The organism is Streptomyces sp. NBC_00091 (assembly GCF_026343185.1).
Lineage (GTDB): Bacteria > Actinomycetota > Actinomycetes > Streptomycetales > Streptomycetaceae > Streptomyces.
In genome coordinates, this window is the sequence record NZ_JAPEMA010000001.1 from 4,185,400 (window position 1) to 4,201,823 (window position 16,424).

The following is a 16,424-nucleotide window of genomic DNA, read 5'->3' on the forward strand; positions in this document are numbered from 1 at the left end:
AGGGCAGGCATGGAGCTGTTAGGGCCGTCGGGGCCGTCGCAGGTGGGGCCGTTCCGGGTGCTGGGCGTGCTCGGCGAGGGCGGGATGGGCCGGGTGCTGCTGGGTGCGGCGCCCGACGGGCGGCTGGTCGCCGTCAAACAGGTCCTCGCGCGGTTCGCCGCCGACGACGGCTTCCGGGCCCGGTTCCGGCGGGAGGTCGCCGCCTCCCGGAAGGTGTCGGGGGCGTACACGGCGGCGGTGATGGAGGCCGACGCGGACGCGGAGACCCCGTGGCTGGCGTCGGTGTTCGTCTCCGGGCCTTCGCTGGGGGCGGCCGTGGCGGCGGTCGGGGCGCTGCCCGAGGAGACCGTACGCCGCCTCGCGGCCGGTCTGGCGTCGGCCCTCGCGGAGATCCACCGGGCGGGGCTGGTGCACCGGGACCTGAAGCCCGAGAACGTACTGCTCGCCGAGGACGGCGTACGGGTCATCGACCTGGGCATCGCGCGGGCGGCCGAGAGCGGTGTCGACACCCGGCTGACGCACACCGGGCTGGTGATCGGCTCGCCGCCGTTCATGTCGCCCGAGCAGGCGGAGGGGCGGGAACTCACGGCGGCCAGCGATGTGTTCTCGCTGGGGTCGGTGCTGTTCCTGGCCGTCACGGGGCGCCACCCGTTCGCGGGGTCCTCGACCCTCCAGACCCTGTACGACGTGGTGCACGCGGAACCCGATCTGGGTGTGGTCCCGGCGGGGCTGCGCGAGGTCGTGGAGCGGTGCCTGGCCAAGGACCCGGGCGCCAGGCCGTCCCCGGCGGAGCTGTTCGCGCTCCTGGGGCGGGTCGTCCCGGCGGGCCGCCAGCCGTGGCCTCCGGCGGTGCACCGGATGATCGCCGACCAGGCCGCGGCCATCGACCGCCTGCTGGGCGGCGACGCCCCGGCCCGGACGACGGTGGAGCCGCCGGCTCCGGAGCCCGAGCCCGAGCCGGTGACGATCCCCGCCGAGGTGATGCCGGAACCGGAGCCGGAGCCGGAGCCGGTGGCGATCGCCGCCGAGGTGGTGCCGGAGCCGGTGCGTGCCGCGCCCTCCCTCGTCCCCCTGCCGGAGGAGCCGCCCGTCACGGTGGGTTCCCTGGCGCCCGGAACGCGCCGGCCCCCGTACCGGAGCGCGCTCCGGGTGGCCGTGCCGCTGGTGGCGGCGGCCGGGGTACTGGGGGCGGCCGGGTTCGGCGTATGGGCGTACGGGCATCAGCCCGGCCAGTGGTGGGGCGAGACGGTGCACACGAATCTGGACCGCTGCGAGACGGCGGGCCCCAAGCTGCCGGTGCCGCCCGGGGCGGAGCGGGCGTCGGCGCTGGACACCTACCTGCCGGTCGACGGCAGCGGCCCCAACATCGTGGTGCGCTGCTACTGGTTCGGCGGGGGGAAGGCCCGCGTGACCACGCAATGGGCCCTGAAGCGAGAAGGCGAAGAGGGCCGGACCGGGAACGAGGAGCAGCGCAGGGAGCTGGCGTCGGACCGGAAGACGGCGGCCGGCAGGCCGACGGTCGAGCAGACGGCCGTGGACGTCGGTGACGAGGCGGTGTGGACCGACAGGTGCGAACTCGTGGTCCGTGATGGGAACCTCATGCTCTCCGTGTGGAGCGGAGACGGGCCAGAGGTCGAGCAGTCCGAGTGCCGGGCCGACGCCGAGGCGATCGCCCGTGCCGCCCTCAAGGCCGTGCCGGCCGACTGACGCCCCGGCCGGGGTTCCGCGTCGAAGAACACCCCACATCTGACCTTCCGTCAGAATGGAACGTGTTCTACTCTGCCGCGCATGGGCATCGGAATCACGCAAGAGCAGCGGGAGTTGGCCGACGCCGTGCGCGGCTGGGTGGCGCGGGCCGTGCCGCCCGAGGAGGTGCGCAAGCTGCTCGACACCCCGCCCCAGGCGGGAGCGCGGCCCGCCTACTGGGACGCCCTGGCCGCGTCCGGGCTGCCGACGCCCCACCTGGAGGGCGGGGCCCTGCTGGATCTGGCCGTCGTGGTGGAGGAGGCCGCCCGGGCGGCGCTGCCCGGGCCCTTCCTGCCGGGCGCGCTGGCCTCCGTACTCCTGGACCGCGCGGGGGCCGAGCCGCTCGACGGCCGGGTCGGGGCCGTCGCCCTGGGCCCCGGCACCCTCACCGCCGTCACCGTCGAAGGCGGCGGGCACCTCCTGGACGGGCTCGCGCCCCCCGTACTCGGCGCCGGCGAGGCCGACCTCGTCCTCCTCGCCGCCGAAGCCGCGCACGGCACCCGCTGGTACGCCGTGGACGCCGCCGCGCTGGACATCCGCACCCACGAGGGCGCCGACCCGACCCGCCCCACCGCCGAGGTCCGGGCGCGCGCGGTCACCGTCCCGCCCGGCCGGCTGCTGGAGCTGGACGCCGCCCTCGTCCGGGACCTGGCCTGCGTCCTCTTCGCCGCCGACGCCTGCGGCACCGCCGCCTGGGCGGTGCACACGGCCGCCGAGTACGCCAAGACGCGCGAGCAGTTCGGCAGCCCCATCGGCCGCTTCCAGGGCGTCAAGCACCTGTGCGCCGACATGCTGGTCCGCCTCGAACAGGCCCGCGCCCTCGCCTGGGACGCCGCCAACAGCGCCGGCGAGAGCCCGGACGTACGCTCCCTCGTCTCCGCCCTCGCCGCCGCGACCGCCCTCGACGCCGCGTACTCCTGCGCCAAGGACTGCATCCAGATCCTCGGCGGCATCGGCTTCACCTGGGAGCACGACGCCCACCTCTACCTGCGCCGCTCCCTCGTCGCCCGCCAGCTCCTCGGCCCCGGCGACGGCCACCGCATCCGCGCCGTGCGCCTCGCGGCGGCCGGCGCCCGGCGCGAGCTGCGCCTCGAACTCCCGCCGGAGGCCGAGGCGTACCGGGCGGACGCCCGCGCCGCCATCGAGGACGCGCGCGGCCTCGACCCGGCCGCCGCCCGCCGGGTACTGGCCCCCACCGGGTACGCGGCCCCCTACCTCCCGCCCCCGTACGGGCGCGGCGCCGGGCCCGTCGAACAGCTCGTCGTACAGCAGGAGCTGAAGGAGGCCGGGGTCAGGCTCGCCGACCTCGGCATCGCCACCTGGGTCGTACCCTCGCTGCTCGCCTACGGCAGCGACGCGCAGCGCGCCGCCCACCTCCTGGCGACCCTGCGCGGGGACACGACCTGGTGCCAGCTCTTCTCGGAGCCGGGCGCGGGCTCCGACCTCGCCTCCCTGCGGACCAGGGCCGAGCGCACCGCGGACGGTTCCTGGAAGGTGAACGGACAGAAGGTGTGGACGAGTTCCGCGCACACCGCCGACTTCGGGATCCTGCTGGCCCGGACGGACCCGGCCGCGCCCAAGCACAAGGGGCTCGGCTACTTCCTCGTCGACATGAAGAACACCCCCGGCATCGACATCCGCCCGCTCAAGGAGATCACCGGCGAGGCCCTCTTCAACGAGGTCTGGTTCGAGGACGTCCTGCTCCCGGCCGACGCCCTGGTCGGGGCGGCCGACGGCGGGTGGCGGGTCGCCCGCAACACCCTCGGCAACGAGCGCGTCCACATGGCCGACCAGATGACCTTCGACACAGGCTTGGAGGCGCTGATCGCCGCCTCCGCCGGCCTCGACGCCTCGTACGGGGCCCGGATCGGCGCGCTCGCCGCCGAGGCGCACGCGCTCGCCTGCATCGGGCTGCGCACCACCCTCCAGCAGGTGTCCGGGCTGGAGCCGGGCGCGGGTGCCTCCGTACGCAAGCTCGTGCAGACCCCCCACCAGCAGCGGACCGCCGAACTGGCGCTGGAACTGCTGGGCCCGGCGGGCGCGGTACGGGAGGGGGCGGGGGAGCGGGCGGTGCACGGGATGCTCATGTCCCGCTGCCTGACCATCGCCGGGGGCACCACACAGGTCCAGCTCAACGTCGTCGCCGAGCGGATCCTCGGCCTCCCCAGGGACTAAGGGACTAGGAGTCAGCGGGAATGAAGTCGTACATCGTGGGCGTCGGCATGACGAAGTTCGAGAAGCCGGAGTCACGGGACTGGCAGTACTGGGACATGGTCAAGGAGGCCGGCGGCGCGGCGCTCGCGGACGCGGGCGTGGACTACGGGCTGGTCGAGCAGGTGCCGGTGGGCTACTGCTTCCAGGCCTCCACCGCCGGGCAGCGGGCGGCGTACGAACTGGGCCTGACCGGGGTCCCCGTCTACAACGTCAACAACAACTGCGCGACGGGCTCGACGGCCCTGATGATGGCGCGGCAGTTCGTGGAGGGCGGCCTCAACGACTGCGTGCTCGCGATCGGCTTCGAGAAGATGAAGCGCGGGGCGCTGGGCGGCGGGGCCGACGGGGGCGACTTCGCGACCTCGCCCGTCGCCCGGCACTACGGGATCATGGCCGCCGCGCACGGCTTCGAGATGTCCCCGCCCACCGCCCAGATCTTCGGGAACGCGGCCCGCGAGCACATGGAGCGCTACGGCACCACGCCCGCCCAGCTGGCGGCGGTCGGCGCCAAGAACCACCGGCACTCCGCGAACAACCCGAACGCGCAGTTCCAGGACGTGTACACCGTCGAGGAGATCCTCGCGGCCAAGACCATCCACGAACCGCTGACCAAGCTCCAGTGCTCGCCCACCTCCGACGGGGCCGCGGCGGCCCTCGTGGTCTCGGAGCGGTTCGTCGTGGCGCACGGCCTGCACGACAAGGCCGTCGAGATCGTCGCCCAGGCGATGACCACGGACACCGGGGAGAGCTTCGGCGGCTCCTGCATCGACGTCGTCGGCAAGCCGATGACGGCCGCCGCGGGCCGCCGGGTGTACGAGGCCTCCGGGCTCGGCATCGAGGACGTCGACGTCGTCGAACTGCACGACTGCTTCTCCGTCAACGAGCTGCTGACCTACGAGGCGCTCGGCATGTGCGCGGACGGGGCCTCCGGCAAGCTCGTGGAGAGCGGCGCCACCACCTACGGCGGGCGGTGGGTGGTCAACCCCTCCGGCGGCCTGATCTCCAAGGGCCACCCGCTGGGGGCGACGGGGCTCGCGCAGGCGGCGGAGCTGGTGTGGCAGCTGCGCGGCGAGGCGGGCCCCCGCCAGGTCCCCGGCGCCCGGGTCGGGCTGGCGCACAACATCGGGCTGGGCGGTGCGGCGGTGGTGACCCTGCTGCGCAGGTAGGGGCGCCGGGGCGCCCCCCCGGCCGCCGGGGGGGGGCGGGCTCCGTTACGCGTGCACGAGCTGCGGCATCAGGCGGAGCGCGTTCTCCCGGTTGATGGCGCGGCGGTGGGCGGGCGTCAGGGCGGGGTCGGCGGCCAGTGCGGGGACGGCGATGTCCGCGACCATGTCGGCGGGGCAGGCCGGCCAGTCGCTGCCGAAGAGGATCCGGGCGGGGTCCACGGTGGCCAGCAGGGTGCCGGCCGGGGACATCGGGCCGGCGGTGTCGTAGTAGAAGCGGTGCAGGTGGTCCCGTACCGCCGCCGGCTCGACCGGCGGGTCGAAGGAGCCGGCGAAGGCCTCCAGCCGGGTCGCGATGTGCGGGAGGAACCCGCCGCCGTGCGGCAGGATCACCGACAGGTTCGGGAAGCGGTCGAGGGTCCGGTTGCGGATCATGTTGGCGGCGGCGCGGGTCGTGTCCAGCAGGAAGTCGCACAGGAAGTTCGGCAGCCCCGGCACGGTGGCCCCGGGCGGCCCACCGGCCCCGGGCGGCGGTCCGCCCGTACCGGGTGCCCCGGGTGCCCCCGGTGCCCCGGGTGCGCCGGGACGCCCGGGCGGGCCTCCCGCCGGGCCTCCCGCCGGGCCGGCCGGGAGGTTGTGCGGGTGGGTGTCCACGACGGCGGCCCGCTCGTCCAGCTCGGCGAAGATCCTGTCGTACACCGGGTCCCCGAGGTAGACGCCGCCGTGGTTGGCGGTGACGTTCACCCCGACCGCCCCCAGCTCGTCCAGCCCGTGGCGCAGCGCCCACGAGGAGACCTCCGGGTCCTCGAGGAAGAGCGGGGTGTGGAAGACGAACCGCCCCGGATGGGCCTGGACGGCCTCCACCGCCGCCCGCAGCGTGACCGTGACGGCCTCCCGCAGCTGCGCGGAGGTCCCGTACCGTGCGGGCAGCATGGGCTTGAGCACGGCGGTGGCGATGCCCGCCCGGTCCATCAGCGCCAGCGCGGACTCCGCGTCCCAGTGCGCCCACGGCGGCAGCGCCCGCGGATTCACCAGCCCCTGGGCCTCGGCCCATTCCCGCCAGGCGGGGGCGCAGAAATGGTGGTGGACGTCGATCACCGCCCGGCTGCCGTCGTCCTCCCCGGACTCCCGGGGGGCCGGGTCCGGTCGTACTGCTCCACCGGCGGCGAAACCGCCGGCACCGTATTCCGGCATGCGCGCATTCCCTCTCGTCGGGCCGCGGAACGGGATCAGCGAACACCTTAGGGCGAGCCCGGGCCGCCGCCACCCGGACATTCCCCAGGGGGTGGATTCGGCTCCGAACGGCTCAACACCGTTTTGCCGTTATTCGGCCCAGGGAAAGGAGCCGACTGACAATTCCGGGATACCCGAGAGGTATGGGCACGTGACGACTGAACCGACAGTGGCGGTGGGGGACGGACCCGCGGTCGAAGACGCGGTGACAGCGGTGACCAGGGGTACGCCGGAATACCGGCAGTGTCCCCATCCGGTCTACCGGTCGCTGCGCGAACAGGCCCCCATCGCCCGGCTGACCCCGGGGCACGGCGTGGACACGTACCTGATCACCCGGTACGAGGACGCCCACGCGGTCTTCGCCGACCACCGCATCGGCAAGGACATGCACGAGGGCATCGACATCTACCACGCCCTCTTCGGGGACGCGTGCGAGGCGCTCGACGACAACCTCCTCTTCGCGGACCCGCCCCGGCACACCCGGCTGCGCCACATCGCCAAGACCGCCTTCACCCCGCGCCACGTCAAGGACCTGCGCCCGCACATCCAGGAACTGGTCGACGACCTGCTGGACCGGTGTCCGACGGACCGGCCCGTCGACCTGATGAGCGCCTTCGCCGTGCCGCTGCCCGTCATGGTCATCTGCGAACTGCTCGGCATCGTCGGGGAGGAGCGCGTCGAGGTCCTGGACTGGTTCGCCCAGGTCACCCGCTCCCGCTTCAGCCGCGCCCTGAAGGACGAGCTGGTCGAGGCCGAGCACTGGCTGCGGAACTACTTCACCGGCCTGATCCACCGCACCCGCGAACACCCCACCGACGACTTCCTGAGCCTGCTGGTGGAAACCCCGCACGACGAGGAACCGCTGACCGACGACGAACTCGTCTCGATGATCTGGGTGCTGCTCTTCGCCGGCCACAAGACGACCGTCCTCCAGATCGGCAACTGCGTCCACAGCCTGCTGACCCACCCGGACCAGCTGAAGGCCATCCAGGAGAACCGGGAACTCCTGCCGCAGGCGATCGAGGAAATGGTCCGTTTCGAGGGCTCGGTGGAAACCTCCACCTTCCGGTACGCGCTGGAGGACGTGGAAATCGGCGGGACGCTCATTCCGCAGGGCGCCGTCGTACAGATCGCGATCACCGCCGCGAACCGGGACCCGGAGAAATTCCCCGAGCCCGACAAGCTGGACATCACCCGCGAGGGGCTCCAGGGAACCCACCTCGGATTCGGCTTCGGGGCGCACTACTGCCTGGGCGCGCCGCTCGCCCGCCTGGAGCTGGAGATCTGCCTGACGGCGCTCCTCGACCGCTTCCCCGACATGGTGCTGGCGATGCCCACGTCGGACGACGGGGACTGGCTGAAGGGACCGTTCCCGGCCTTCCGGGGGCTGGAGCGGCTCCCCGTGGCCCTGGACCCCTCGCGGACGGTGGACGACTGGACGAAGCCCGCCGGCTGAGCCGTCTCCCCGCAGCACGGCAAGCGGCCCTCCGCCGGTGGCAGGCGGAGGGCCGCTCGGTGTGTTCTCACGGGCCCGCGAGCGCGGGGTCCACCACCGTTTCGCCCATCGACGCGCGGCGCAGGCAGTCCGCCAGGTCCTCGACCGGGCCGTCCCGCAGGACCAGGCCCGAGGCGCCCGCCGCCAGGGCCGCGTCCCGCAGGCCGGGGTGGGCCGAGCCGGTGGCCAGCAGCACCCGGCACTCCGGGTCCTCGGCCAGCAGGGCCGCCACCGAGGCGAGTTCCTCCACCAGCGCCACCGCGGGCCGGGCCGTGGGGGAGTCCACCACCTCGATGTCCGGCTGGAGGCCGAGCCGGATCGCGAGGGCCGGGTTCGGCGGGTCCAGCAGGACGCGCAGCGAGCGCGCGGGCCGGTGCGTCACGGGCATTTCGTCCACCGCCGAAGCGTAACGGGCCGCTCCCTGGGCATGGTGCAACACACCCCGGCCCATGGTGATCTGACGTGAAGTCAGGAGTCTTCCCAAGTGCTGGGGCGTGCGTTATACATGCCTTCAGCCGACGCTAGAACGCGTTCTAGAACGCGCCCTGGCGGCCGGCCCCGCATACGACCTCGGTGCGGTCGACGGTGCGGACGGCCGTACCGAGGTCTTCCAAGGAACCAAAGGAGCAGCATCCTCATGCCGATCGATGCCGCCAAGGCCCTCGCCGCCGAACCCCGCCAGGGGGACATCGGCTGGGACCACAAGGACATCCAGCTCTACCACCTCGGCCTCGGGGCGGGAGCGCCCGTGCGCGGGCAGAGCCTGGCGACGGACCCCGACGAGCTCCGCTACACCCTGGAGTCCAAGCTCCACGTGCTCCCCAGCTTCGCGACCGTCGCCGGCGCAGGCATGGCCATGCTGGGCGGCCTCGCCGCCCCCGGCATCGAGGTGAACCTCGCGGCCGTCCTGCACGGTGGGCACTCCATCGAGCTGCACCGGCCGATCCCCGTCAAGGGACGCGCCACCTCCACCTCCAAGGTCGCCGCCGTCTACGACAAGGGCAAGGCGGCCGTGATCGTGCTGCGCTCCGAGGTCGCGGACGCCGACGGGCCGCTGTGGACCAGCGACGCGCAGATCTTCGTACGCGGTGAAGGCGGCTTCGGCGGCGAGCGCGGGCCCTCCGTCAGGGCCGAGCTGCCCCAGCGGGAGCCGGACCGCACCGAGGAGCGGACGATCCGCGAGGAGCAGGCGCTGCTCTACCGGCTCTCCGGGGACTGGAACCCCCTGCACGCCGACCCGGAGTTCGCCAAGCTGGCCGGCTTCGACAAGCCGATCCTGCACGGCCTGTGCTCGTACGGGATGACCCTCAAGGCCGTCGTCGACACCGTGCTCGGCGGGGACGTGTCCCGGGTCCGCGCCTACCGCACGCGCTTCGCCGGGATCGTCTTCCCGGGGGAGACGCTGCGCATCCGGATGTGGCAGGAGACGGGCCGCGTGCTGGTCTCGGTGACCGCCGTCGAACGGGACGACGCGCCGGTCCTCGCCGACACCGTCGTCGAACACTCGTAGCACCAGGACCGCACCCACCGAAGGAGCCGCACCGTGCGCGCAGCACTGCAGAGCGAGATAGGCCAGGAGAAGCTCGAGGTCGTCGACGACATGCAGGCCGTGGGCTTCGGCCCCGGCAAGGTCAGGATCCGCATCAAGGCCACCGGCCTGTGCCACTCCGACCTCTCCGCGATGAGCGGCGTCCTGCCGCAGCCCGCCCCCTTCATCCCCGGCCACGAGGGCTCCGGGGTGATCACCGACGTCGGTGACGGGGTCACCGGCCACGCGATCGGCGACCGCGTCCTCGTCTGCTGGCTGCCGCCGTGCGGCCACTGCCCCGCCTGCAAGCGCGGCCAGGGGCACCTGTGCCTGGAGGCCTTCGGGAACGTCGCCACCCCCAACTTCAGGCGGGCGGCCAGCGACATCTTCGGCTTCGCCGGCACCGGCACCTTCGCCGAGGAGATGGTCGTCCCGGCCGCCTGCGCCATCCCGATCCCCGACGACCTGCCCTTCGACATCGCCGCGCTGATCGGCTGCGGAGTCACCACCGGGCTCGGCGCGGCCATCAACACCGCCAAGGTGGAGGCCGCCTCCTCGGTCGCCGTCATCGGCTGCGGCGGCGTCGGCATATCCGTCATCCAGGGCGCCAAGGTGCAGGGCGCGGCGCAGATCATCGCCGTCGACCCGGTCGCCTCGCGGCGCGCGGCGGCGCTGCGGTTCGGCGCCACCGAGGCCGTCTCCCCGGAGGAGTTCGCCGACGCCAAGAACCGCGTCACGGCCGGCGAGGGCTTCGACTACGTCTTCGAGGTCGTCGGCAAGTCCGCGACCGCGCACAAGGCGTACGAGATGACCCGGCGCGGCGGCAGCGTCGTCATCGTCGGCGCGGGCGCCCTCGACGACAACTACCAGGTCAACATGTTCTCGCTGTTCTTCGACGAGAAGAAGATCCTGCCGTCGATGTACGGGGGCGGCGACGTGCTCCGCTCCTACGAGCGCACCATCGCGCTGTGGCGGGCCGGCCGGATCGACCTGGCGAACCTGATCACCCACCGGGTGAACCTGGCCGAGATCAACGAGGCCCTGGACCAGATGCGCACGGGCGTCGCCCTGCGCACCTGCATCGAACTCTGAGACCGATTCCACGAAGACGCTGAGAGGAACGCCACGGATGTCACTCCCACTTGAGGGACTCTCCGCCATCGTCACGGGCGCCGGCCGCGGGCTCGGCCGGGCCGAGGCGCTCGAGCTCGCCCGGCTCGGCGCGAGCGTGGTCGTCAACGATTTCGGGCAGGCCGGCCGCGACGGCTCGGGGGAGGCCTCGGCCGCCCCGGCGGAGGAGGTGGCCGAGGAGATCCGCGCGGCGGGCGGGCAGGCGGTGGCGCACCTCGGTGACGTGGCCGACTTCGAGCAGGCGCGGGAGCTGGTCGGCCTCGCGGTCTCCCGCTTCGGGAAGCTCGACGTCCTGGTCAACAACGCGGGCATCCTGCGGGACCGGATGGTCTTCTCGATGACGGAGGACGAGTGGGACTCGGTGATCCGGGTCCACCTCAAGGGCCACTTCAACACCACCCACTTCGCCTCCGCGCACTGGCGCGAACGCTCCAAGGCGGCGGGCGGCCCGGTGTACGGGCGGATCGTCAACACCTCCTCCGAGGCCTTCCTCGGCGGTTCCGCCGGCCAGCCCAACTACGCGGCGGCCAAGGGCGGCATCGTGGGTCTGACCACCTCGACCGCCCTGGCCCTGGCCAAGTACGGGGTCACGGCCAACGCCATCTGCCCGCGCGCCCGTACCCGGATGACCGAGGACGTCTTCGCGGGCTTCCAGGTCCCGGAGGAGGGCAGGCTCGACGCCCTCGCCCCCGAGCACGTCTCCCCGCTCGTCGGCTACCTGGCCTCGCCGGCCTCCGCCAAGGCGAACGGGCAGCTCTTCGTGGTGCACGGCGGGATCGTCGTCGTGATGGAGCGCCCCCGGGTGGCCGCGAAGTTCGACACGGCCAAGGAGGCCTTCTCCTTCGAGGAGCTGGACGGACTCCTCACCCCGCACTACGACTCCCGCCCGGCGAACGAGACCTTCGCGGCGGCCGAGGTCCTGGGCCTCAAGCACGGCTGACGGGTCGCGGGCGGTACGGCGGCCCGGGGAGGGGACCCCCGTGCCGCCGCCGTGCCGCCGTGTCAGCGCAGGAAGGCGAGCGCGGAGTGCAGGTCGGCGGGCCCGCGGTAGTGCACGGCGGCCATCCCGAACGCGAGGGCCGCCTCGACGTTCTCCAGCCGGTCGTCCACGAACAGGCAGCGCCCGGGGGCGGCCCCCGCCCGTCCGGCCGCGATCGCGTAGATCTCCCGGTCCGGCTTGGCCACCCCCTCCAGGGCGCTGCTGACGACGTGGTCCGCGAGGTCCGTCAGCCCCATCGCCGCCAGGTCCTCCTCCAGGTCCAGGGAGGCGTTGGTCACCAGGACCAGCGAGAGCCCGGCCGCACGCGCCCCGCGCAGTACGGAGACCACCGCCGCGTCGGCCGTGAACGGGGACCGGGTCATCGCCCCGGCCAGATCCCGCGCGCCTTCCCCGGATATCCGGCCGGAGCGGGCGAGCGCGTCGGCGATGGACTCCCGCCACTGGTCCCGGGTGATCCGGCCGAGCAGCAGCGGCCCGTCCAGCTCGGGGGAGAAGGCCACCGCCGCCGTGGTGCCCTCGGGCAGCCCGGCCCGGCGCTCCAGCTCGGCCAGCCGGGTGGAGTCGTAGAAGCGGATGACGTTGTCGAGGTCGCACAGGACCGCGTCGAAGGGCCTGGCCGTGCCGGGGGCTGTGAGGGTCGTCATCCCCCTTCCCTATCACGGCACTTGCCGCGGCGGGTCAGCGCAGCGGTGCCTGCTGGAGGGGGACCGGGCGGGCGGGCGGCGGCGGGGGCGGGTCCAGGCGCACGGGCGGCGGCGGGGCCACCGGCTGGCTCAGGCTCACGATCCCGCAGGGCACCTCGGGGGTGGCGTACGGCAGGCACAGCCGCCCGTCCGGGGTCCACAGGCCGCTGCCGAGCCAGCCCGCCGGGGCGCCGAGCCGGAAGACGTACCGGTCGGCGGGGCGCCACAGGGCCAGGCCCGCCTCGCCCACCCGGAGCGCGACCCCGCAGGTCTCCGGCATCAGGACCTGGCCCGGCTGCACGGCGAAGGGGCGGGCGTCCTCCTCCAGCCGCAGGCACTCCGGGAAGCGGACGGGGCGTTCGCTGCCCAGTACCCCCCAGCCGAGCCGCGGTTCCCCCGGGGCGTCCGAGCGGATCAGCAGCAGCCCGCTGTCCGGGGCCGCCAGCAGCAGCCGGTCGTCGCTGTCCTGCGCGATCTGGAGCAGCGGGCTGACCACCCCGCCCCGGCCCAGGTCCACGGCGACGGCCTTGGTGCGGCCGTCCACCTCGCGGTCCAGCGCCAGCAGCCGGCCCGCCCGGTCCAGCCAGACCCCGCCGGAGCAGCGGCCCGGGACCACCGCGGCCCGCCGGGGCCCGCCGCAGTCCCCGGTCAGCTGCCAGACGGTGCTCTCCTCGGCCCCCACCGCCAGGGCGAAGGCCCCGCACCCGTCGGGGGACGGCGGCAGCAGGCGTACCCGTAGCCCCTCCTCGGCCTCCACCGAGCCCAGCTGGAACTCCCCGGTGCGGGGGCCTTCCGCGGCGCCCGACGGGTACAGCAGCGCGAAGGCGTGCCGGTCGGCGACCCGGCGGTGGATCAGCACCTGCCCGTCGGCCAGCGCCAGCACCTCGCTGTCCGCCTCCTCCGGCTGCGCGAGCGGCAGCGGCACCGCGTAGGGCTCCGGACCGCTCAGCGTCCAGCGTTCCGGGTAGCGCGCCTCGCCCTCCCCGGCCAGCCGGGCGGCGTACGCCCCGTCGGCGGCGATCGTGAGCGCGGCAGTCGTGAGCGCGGCGGTCGTCGTGATCTCGGTGGCACAGACAGTCATCCGGCGTTACCTCCGGAGAGGAAGCTAGTTTTCGCACTTCCACCCGAACAACACGAGCCAGCGCGCTTCACACGTACGGGTGGCCGCCCCCCGATTCGCCGGTGGCGGCGGGTGCGGTTGTGCTGGCCGGGACAGGTGCCCCGGCCAGGGGACCACCGGTCGCCACGGACGGTAGCCTTGGCCCGTGCCCCGTCTCTCTGAAGTCATCGCCGCGCTGGACGCTCTCTGGCCCCCCTCGCGGGCCGAGGAGTGGGACGCCGTCGGCACCGTCTGCGGCGACCCCGACGCCGAGGTCACCCGGGTGCTCTTCGCCGTGGACCCCGTACAGGAGATCGTCGACGAGGCGGTGAAGCTCGGTGCCGACCTGGTCGTCACCCACCACCCCCTCTACCTGCGCGGTACCACCACCGTCGCCGCGGGCACCTTCAAGGGCCGCGTCGTGCACACGCTGATCAAGAACGACATCGCGCTGCACGTGGCCCACACCAACGCCGACACCGCCGACCCCGGGGTCTCCGACGCCCTCGCCGGCGCCCTCGACCTGCGCGTCACCGGCCCCCTCGTGCCCGACCCCACCGACCCGGCGGGCCGCCGCGGCCTGGGCCGGATCTGCGAGCTGGACCACCCCGAGACCCTGCGCGAGTTCGCCGCCCGCGCCGCCGCCCGGCTGCCGCACACCGCGCAGGGCATCCGCGCCGCCGGCGACCCCGACGCGCCGATCCGTACCGTCGCCGTCAGCGGCGGCTCCGGCGACAGCCTCCTCGCGCAGGTCCGCGCCGTCGGCGTGGACGCCTTCCTCACCGCCGACCTGCGCCACCACCCGGTGTCCGAGGCCCGCGAGCAGAGCCCGCTCGCCCTCGTCGACGCCGCGCACTGGGCCACCGAGTGGCCCTGGTGCGAGCAGGCCGCCGCCCAGCTCGACGCGATCTCCGAGCGCCACGGCTGGGGTCTGCGGACCCACGTCTCGCGCACGGTCACCGACCCGTGGACGGCGCACGCGCCGTCCGTCACACCCCCTTCTAGTGCCTCTGGAGCCCCCAACTGAACGCCGAGCCCGCCGACCAGATCCGACTTCTCGACGTCCAGGCCCTGGACGTCCGGCTGTCTCAGCTCGCCCACAAGCGCAAGTCGCTGCCCGAGCACGCCGAGGTCGACTCCCTGACCAAGGACCTCAGCCAGCAGCGCGACTTCCTCGTCGCCGCCCAGACGCAGGCCAGCGACGCCGCCCGCGAGCAGACCAAGGCGGAGCAGGACGTCGACCAGGTGCGCCAGCGCGCGGCCCGGGACCAGCAGCGCCTGGACTCCGGTGCGGGCATCTCGGCCCGGGACCTGGCGAACCTGCAGAGCGAGGTCGTCTCCCTCGCCAAGCGGCAGGGTGACCTGGAGGACGTGGTCCTGGAGGTCATGGAGCGTCTGGAGGCCGCGCAGGAGCGCGTCACCGAGCTGACCGAGCGCGTCGGCGCGCTGGAGGCCAAGCTCACCGACGCCACCGCGCGCCGCGACGCCGCCACCGGCGAGATCGACGCCGAGGCCGCGAAGATCGCCAAGGACCGCGAGGTCATCGTCGGCTCCATGCCGTCCGACCTGATGGCCCTGTACGAGAAGATCCGCGTCAAGCAGGGCGGGGTCGGCGCCGCGCGCCTGTACCAGCGGCGCTGCGAGGGCTGCCGGCTGGAGCTCGACATGGCCGAGATCAACGAGATCAAGGCCGCGGCCGTCAACCAGGTCGTCCGGCACGAGAACTGCGGCCGCATCCTGGTCCGTGCGGCGGACTCGGGCATCTGATGCCGCGTTTCGTCGTGGAGGCGGACGGCGGTTCCCGGGGCAACCCGGGTCCCGCCGGCTACGGGGCGGTCGTCCTCGACCCGGCCACCGGTGAGACCCTGGCCGAGCGCGCCGAGTTCATCGGCGTCGCGACGAACAACGTCGCCGAGTACAAGGGCCTGATCGCGGGCCTGAGGGCGGCGCGCGAGCTGGCGCCGGACGCGATGGTCCGGGTCCGGATGGACTCCAAGCTCGTCGTGGAGCAGATGTCGGGCCGCTGGAAGATCAAGCACCCGGACATGAAGCCGCTCGCGGCGGAGGCCGCGACGATCCTCCCGCGCGCGCAGGTCACCTACGAGTGGATCCCGCGCGAGAAGAACAAGCACGCGGACCGGCTCGCCAACGAGGCGATGGACGCGGGCAAGCGCGGCAAGCAGTGGGAGCCCTCGGCCTCCACCGCCGACCTCGCCCCGGCCGGCCCCCCGGGGGACGCGGCCAAGGGCGCCGCGGCCGTCCGCGCCGCCCTCGCCTCCGGCGGCGGTACGGGGACCCGTGCGGCGGCGACGGCCGACGTGAGCGCGGCCCGGAGCGCCGCCGCGGCGGGCGGCGACACGCTGTTCGGCGAAGCCGAGCCCACGCTCGCGCCCGGCCGCATCCCGGCCCCGGCGGCCGGCTCCGGCGCGGCCCCCGCCGCCGCGGGCAACGGAACCGGCTGGGGCGGGCCCGACATGGGCACCCCCGCCACCTTCGTGCTGCTGCGTCACGGCGAGACCGCCCTGACCCCGCAGAAGCGCTTCTCCGGCAGCGGCGGCACCGACCCGGAGCTGTCCCCGGCCGGCCGCCGCCAGGCCGCCGCCGTCGCCGAGGCGCTGGCCGCGCGGGGCACCGTACAGGCCGTCGTCAGCTCCCCGCTGCTCCGCTGCCGGGAGACCGCGCAGGCCGTGGCCGACCGGCTCGGGCTCCCGGTCACGGTCGAGGAGGGCCTGCGCGAGACGGACTTCGGCGCCTGGGAGGGCCTGACCTTCGCCGAGGTCCGGGAACGCTTCCCGGACGACCTCCAGGCGTGGCTGGACTCCCCGAAGGCGGCCCCCACGGGCGGCGGCGAGAGCTTCACCGCCGTCACCCGCCGGGTCTCGGCCGCGCGCGACCGGCTGCTGTCCGCGCACGCGGGCCGCACGGTGCTGCTGGTCACGCACGTGACGCCGGTCAAGACGCTGGTCCGCCTCGCCCTGGGCGCCCCGCCGGAGGCCCTGTTCCGGATGGAGCTCTCCGCGGCCTCCCTCTCGGCGGTGGCCTACTACGCCGACGGCAACGCCTCGGTCCGCCTCCTGAACGACACCTCGCACCTGCGCTAGCCGCGCGACGGCGACCCCGCGAGACACGAAG

Annotated in this window: 14 protein-coding genes; 10 read left to right on the forward strand and 4 right to left on the reverse strand. The window is 74.1% G+C overall.

Annotated features, from left to right (window positions below; all coding sequences use genetic code 11):
- Positions 1-9: 9 nt before the first annotated feature.
- The 3 genes from OOK34_RS19325 to OOK34_RS19335 all read left to right on the forward strand — a co-directional run bounded on the left by OOK34_RS19325 (position 10) and on the right by OOK34_RS19335 (position 5,126).
- On the forward strand, positions 10-1,707 hold the full coding sequence (locus OOK34_RS19325) for a serine/threonine-protein kinase (RefSeq protein WP_267035105.1): 1,698 nt from the start codon (positions 10-12) through the stop codon (positions 1,705-1,707).
- Between the two features lie 81 nt (positions 1,708-1,788).
- Positions 1,789-3,921, forward strand: coding sequence for an acyl-CoA dehydrogenase (locus tag OOK34_RS19330; RefSeq protein ID WP_267035106.1), 2,133 nt, complete (start codon positions 1,789-1,791; stop codon positions 3,919-3,921).
- A 20-nt stretch (positions 3,922-3,941) separates the two neighbouring features.
- Entirely contained in the window at positions 3,942-5,126 is a 1,185-nt protein-coding gene (locus OOK34_RS19335; protein WP_267035107.1) for a lipid-transfer protein, read from the forward strand.
- A 45-nt stretch (positions 5,127-5,171) separates the two neighbouring features.
- On the opposite strand, the gene OOK34_RS19340 is transcribed toward OOK34_RS19335, so the two are convergent.
- The gene (locus OOK34_RS19340; protein ID WP_267035108.1) at positions 5,172-6,317 is read right to left on the reverse strand and encodes an amidohydrolase family protein; all 1,146 of its coding nucleotides are present in this window, start codon (positions 6,315-6,317) and stop codon (positions 5,172-5,174) included.
- Between the two features lie 253 nt (positions 6,318-6,570).
- On the opposite strand from OOK34_RS19340, the gene OOK34_RS19345 reads away from it, so the two are divergent.
- Positions 6,571-7,812 (forward strand): cytochrome P450, encoded by a 1,242-nt coding sequence (locus OOK34_RS19345; RefSeq protein WP_267035109.1) that lies wholly within the window; start codon positions 6,571-6,573, stop codon positions 7,810-7,812.
- A gap of 67 nt (positions 7,813-7,879) precedes the next feature.
- On the opposite strand, the gene OOK34_RS19350 is transcribed toward OOK34_RS19345, so the two are convergent.
- Positions 7,880-8,239 (reverse strand): DNA-binding response regulator, encoded by a 360-nt coding sequence (locus OOK34_RS19350; protein ID WP_267036821.1) that lies wholly within the window; start codon positions 8,237-8,239, stop codon positions 7,880-7,882.
- Between the two features lie 249 nt (positions 8,240-8,488).
- On the opposite strand from OOK34_RS19350, the gene OOK34_RS19355 reads away from it, so the two are divergent.
- From OOK34_RS19355 to OOK34_RS19365, 3 genes are read left to right on the forward strand one after another with little or no spacing between them, the layout of a single operon-like run.
- On the forward strand, positions 8,489-9,361 hold the full coding sequence (locus tag OOK34_RS19355; protein WP_267035110.1) for a MaoC/PaaZ C-terminal domain-containing protein: 873 nt from the start codon (positions 8,489-8,491) through the stop codon (positions 9,359-9,361).
- Between the two features lie 33 nt (positions 9,362-9,394).
- On the forward strand, positions 9,395-10,471 hold the full coding sequence (locus OOK34_RS19360; RefSeq protein ID WP_267035111.1) for a Zn-dependent alcohol dehydrogenase: 1,077 nt from the start codon (positions 9,395-9,397) through the stop codon (positions 10,469-10,471).
- Between the two features lie 37 nt (positions 10,472-10,508).
- A complete protein-coding gene (locus OOK34_RS19365) occupies positions 10,509-11,450 on the forward strand; it encodes a 3-oxoacyl-ACP reductase (RefSeq protein WP_267035112.1) in 942 nt (313 codons plus the stop codon).
- Positions 11,451-11,512: 62 nt separating this feature from the next.
- Here OOK34_RS19365 and OOK34_RS19370 read toward each other — a convergent pair whose 3' ends face one another.
- Positions 11,513-12,154: an HAD-IA family hydrolase gene (locus OOK34_RS19370; protein WP_267035113.1), complete on the reverse strand. Its 642-nt coding sequence runs from the start codon at positions 12,152-12,154 to the stop codon at positions 11,513-11,515.
- A gap of 34 nt (positions 12,155-12,188) precedes the next feature.
- Positions 12,189-13,274, reverse strand: a complete 1,086-nt coding sequence (locus OOK34_RS19375; protein ID WP_267035114.1) for a hypothetical protein — start codon at positions 13,272-13,274, stop codon at positions 12,189-12,191.
- 184 nt (positions 13,275-13,458) lie between these two features.
- Here OOK34_RS19375 and OOK34_RS19380 point away from each other — a divergent pair, with 184 nt between their 5' ends.
- The 3 genes from OOK34_RS19380 to OOK34_RS19390 are packed head-to-tail and all read left to right on the forward strand — an operon-like array spanning position 13,459 to position 16,393.
- Positions 13,459-14,319 (forward strand): Nif3-like dinuclear metal center hexameric protein, encoded by an 861-nt coding sequence (locus OOK34_RS19380; protein ID WP_267035115.1) that lies wholly within the window; start codon positions 13,459-13,461, stop codon positions 14,317-14,319.
- Positions 14,316-15,059, forward strand: a complete 744-nt coding sequence (locus tag OOK34_RS19385) for a zinc ribbon domain-containing protein (protein ID WP_267036822.1) — start codon at positions 14,316-14,318, stop codon at positions 15,057-15,059. The genes OOK34_RS19380 and OOK34_RS19385 overlap by 4 nt, the downstream gene beginning before the upstream one ends.
- Positions 15,059-16,393: a bifunctional RNase H/acid phosphatase gene (locus tag OOK34_RS19390; protein ID WP_267035116.1), complete on the forward strand. Its 1,335-nt coding sequence runs from the start codon at positions 15,059-15,061 to the stop codon at positions 16,391-16,393. The genes OOK34_RS19385 and OOK34_RS19390 overlap by 1 nt, the downstream gene beginning before the upstream one ends.
- Positions 16,394-16,424: the final 31 nt, after the last annotated feature.

Excerpts from the sequence above, each read along its gene's own strand:
- OOK34_RS19330 (WP_267035106.1), top strand. The coding sequence starts at position 1,789 with ATGGGCATCGGAATCACGCAAGAGCAGCGGGAGTTGGCCGACGCCGTG.
- OOK34_RS19370 (WP_267035113.1), bottom strand. The coding sequence starts at position 12,154 with ATGACGACCCTCACAGCCCCCGGCACGGCCAGGCCCTTCGACGCGGTC.
- OOK34_RS19390 (WP_267035116.1), top strand. The coding sequence starts at position 15,059 with ATGCCGCGTTTCGTCGTGGAGGCGGACGGCGGTTCCCGGGGCAACCCG.
- OOK34_RS19325 (WP_267035105.1), top strand. The coding sequence starts at position 10 with ATGGAGCTGTTAGGGCCGTCGGGGCCGTCGCAGGTGGGGCCGTTCCGG.
- OOK34_RS19355 (WP_267035110.1), top strand. The coding sequence starts at position 8,489 with ATGCCGATCGATGCCGCCAAGGCCCTCGCCGCCGAACCCCGCCAGGGG.
- OOK34_RS19340 (WP_267035108.1), bottom strand. The coding sequence starts at position 6,317 with ATGCCGGAATACGGTGCCGGCGGTTTCGCCGCCGGTGGAGCAGTACGA.
- OOK34_RS19365 (WP_267035112.1), top strand. The coding sequence starts at position 10,509 with ATGTCACTCCCACTTGAGGGACTCTCCGCCATCGTCACGGGCGCCGGC.
- OOK34_RS19375 (WP_267035114.1), bottom strand. The coding sequence starts at position 13,274 with ATGACTGTCTGTGCCACCGAGATCACGACGACCGCCGCGCTCACGACT.
- OOK34_RS19350 (WP_267036821.1), bottom strand. The coding sequence starts at position 8,239 with ATGCCCGTGACGCACCGGCCCGCGCGCTCGCTGCGCGTCCTGCTGGAC.
- OOK34_RS19335 (WP_267035107.1), top strand. The coding sequence starts at position 3,942 with ATGAAGTCGTACATCGTGGGCGTCGGCATGACGAAGTTCGAGAAGCCG.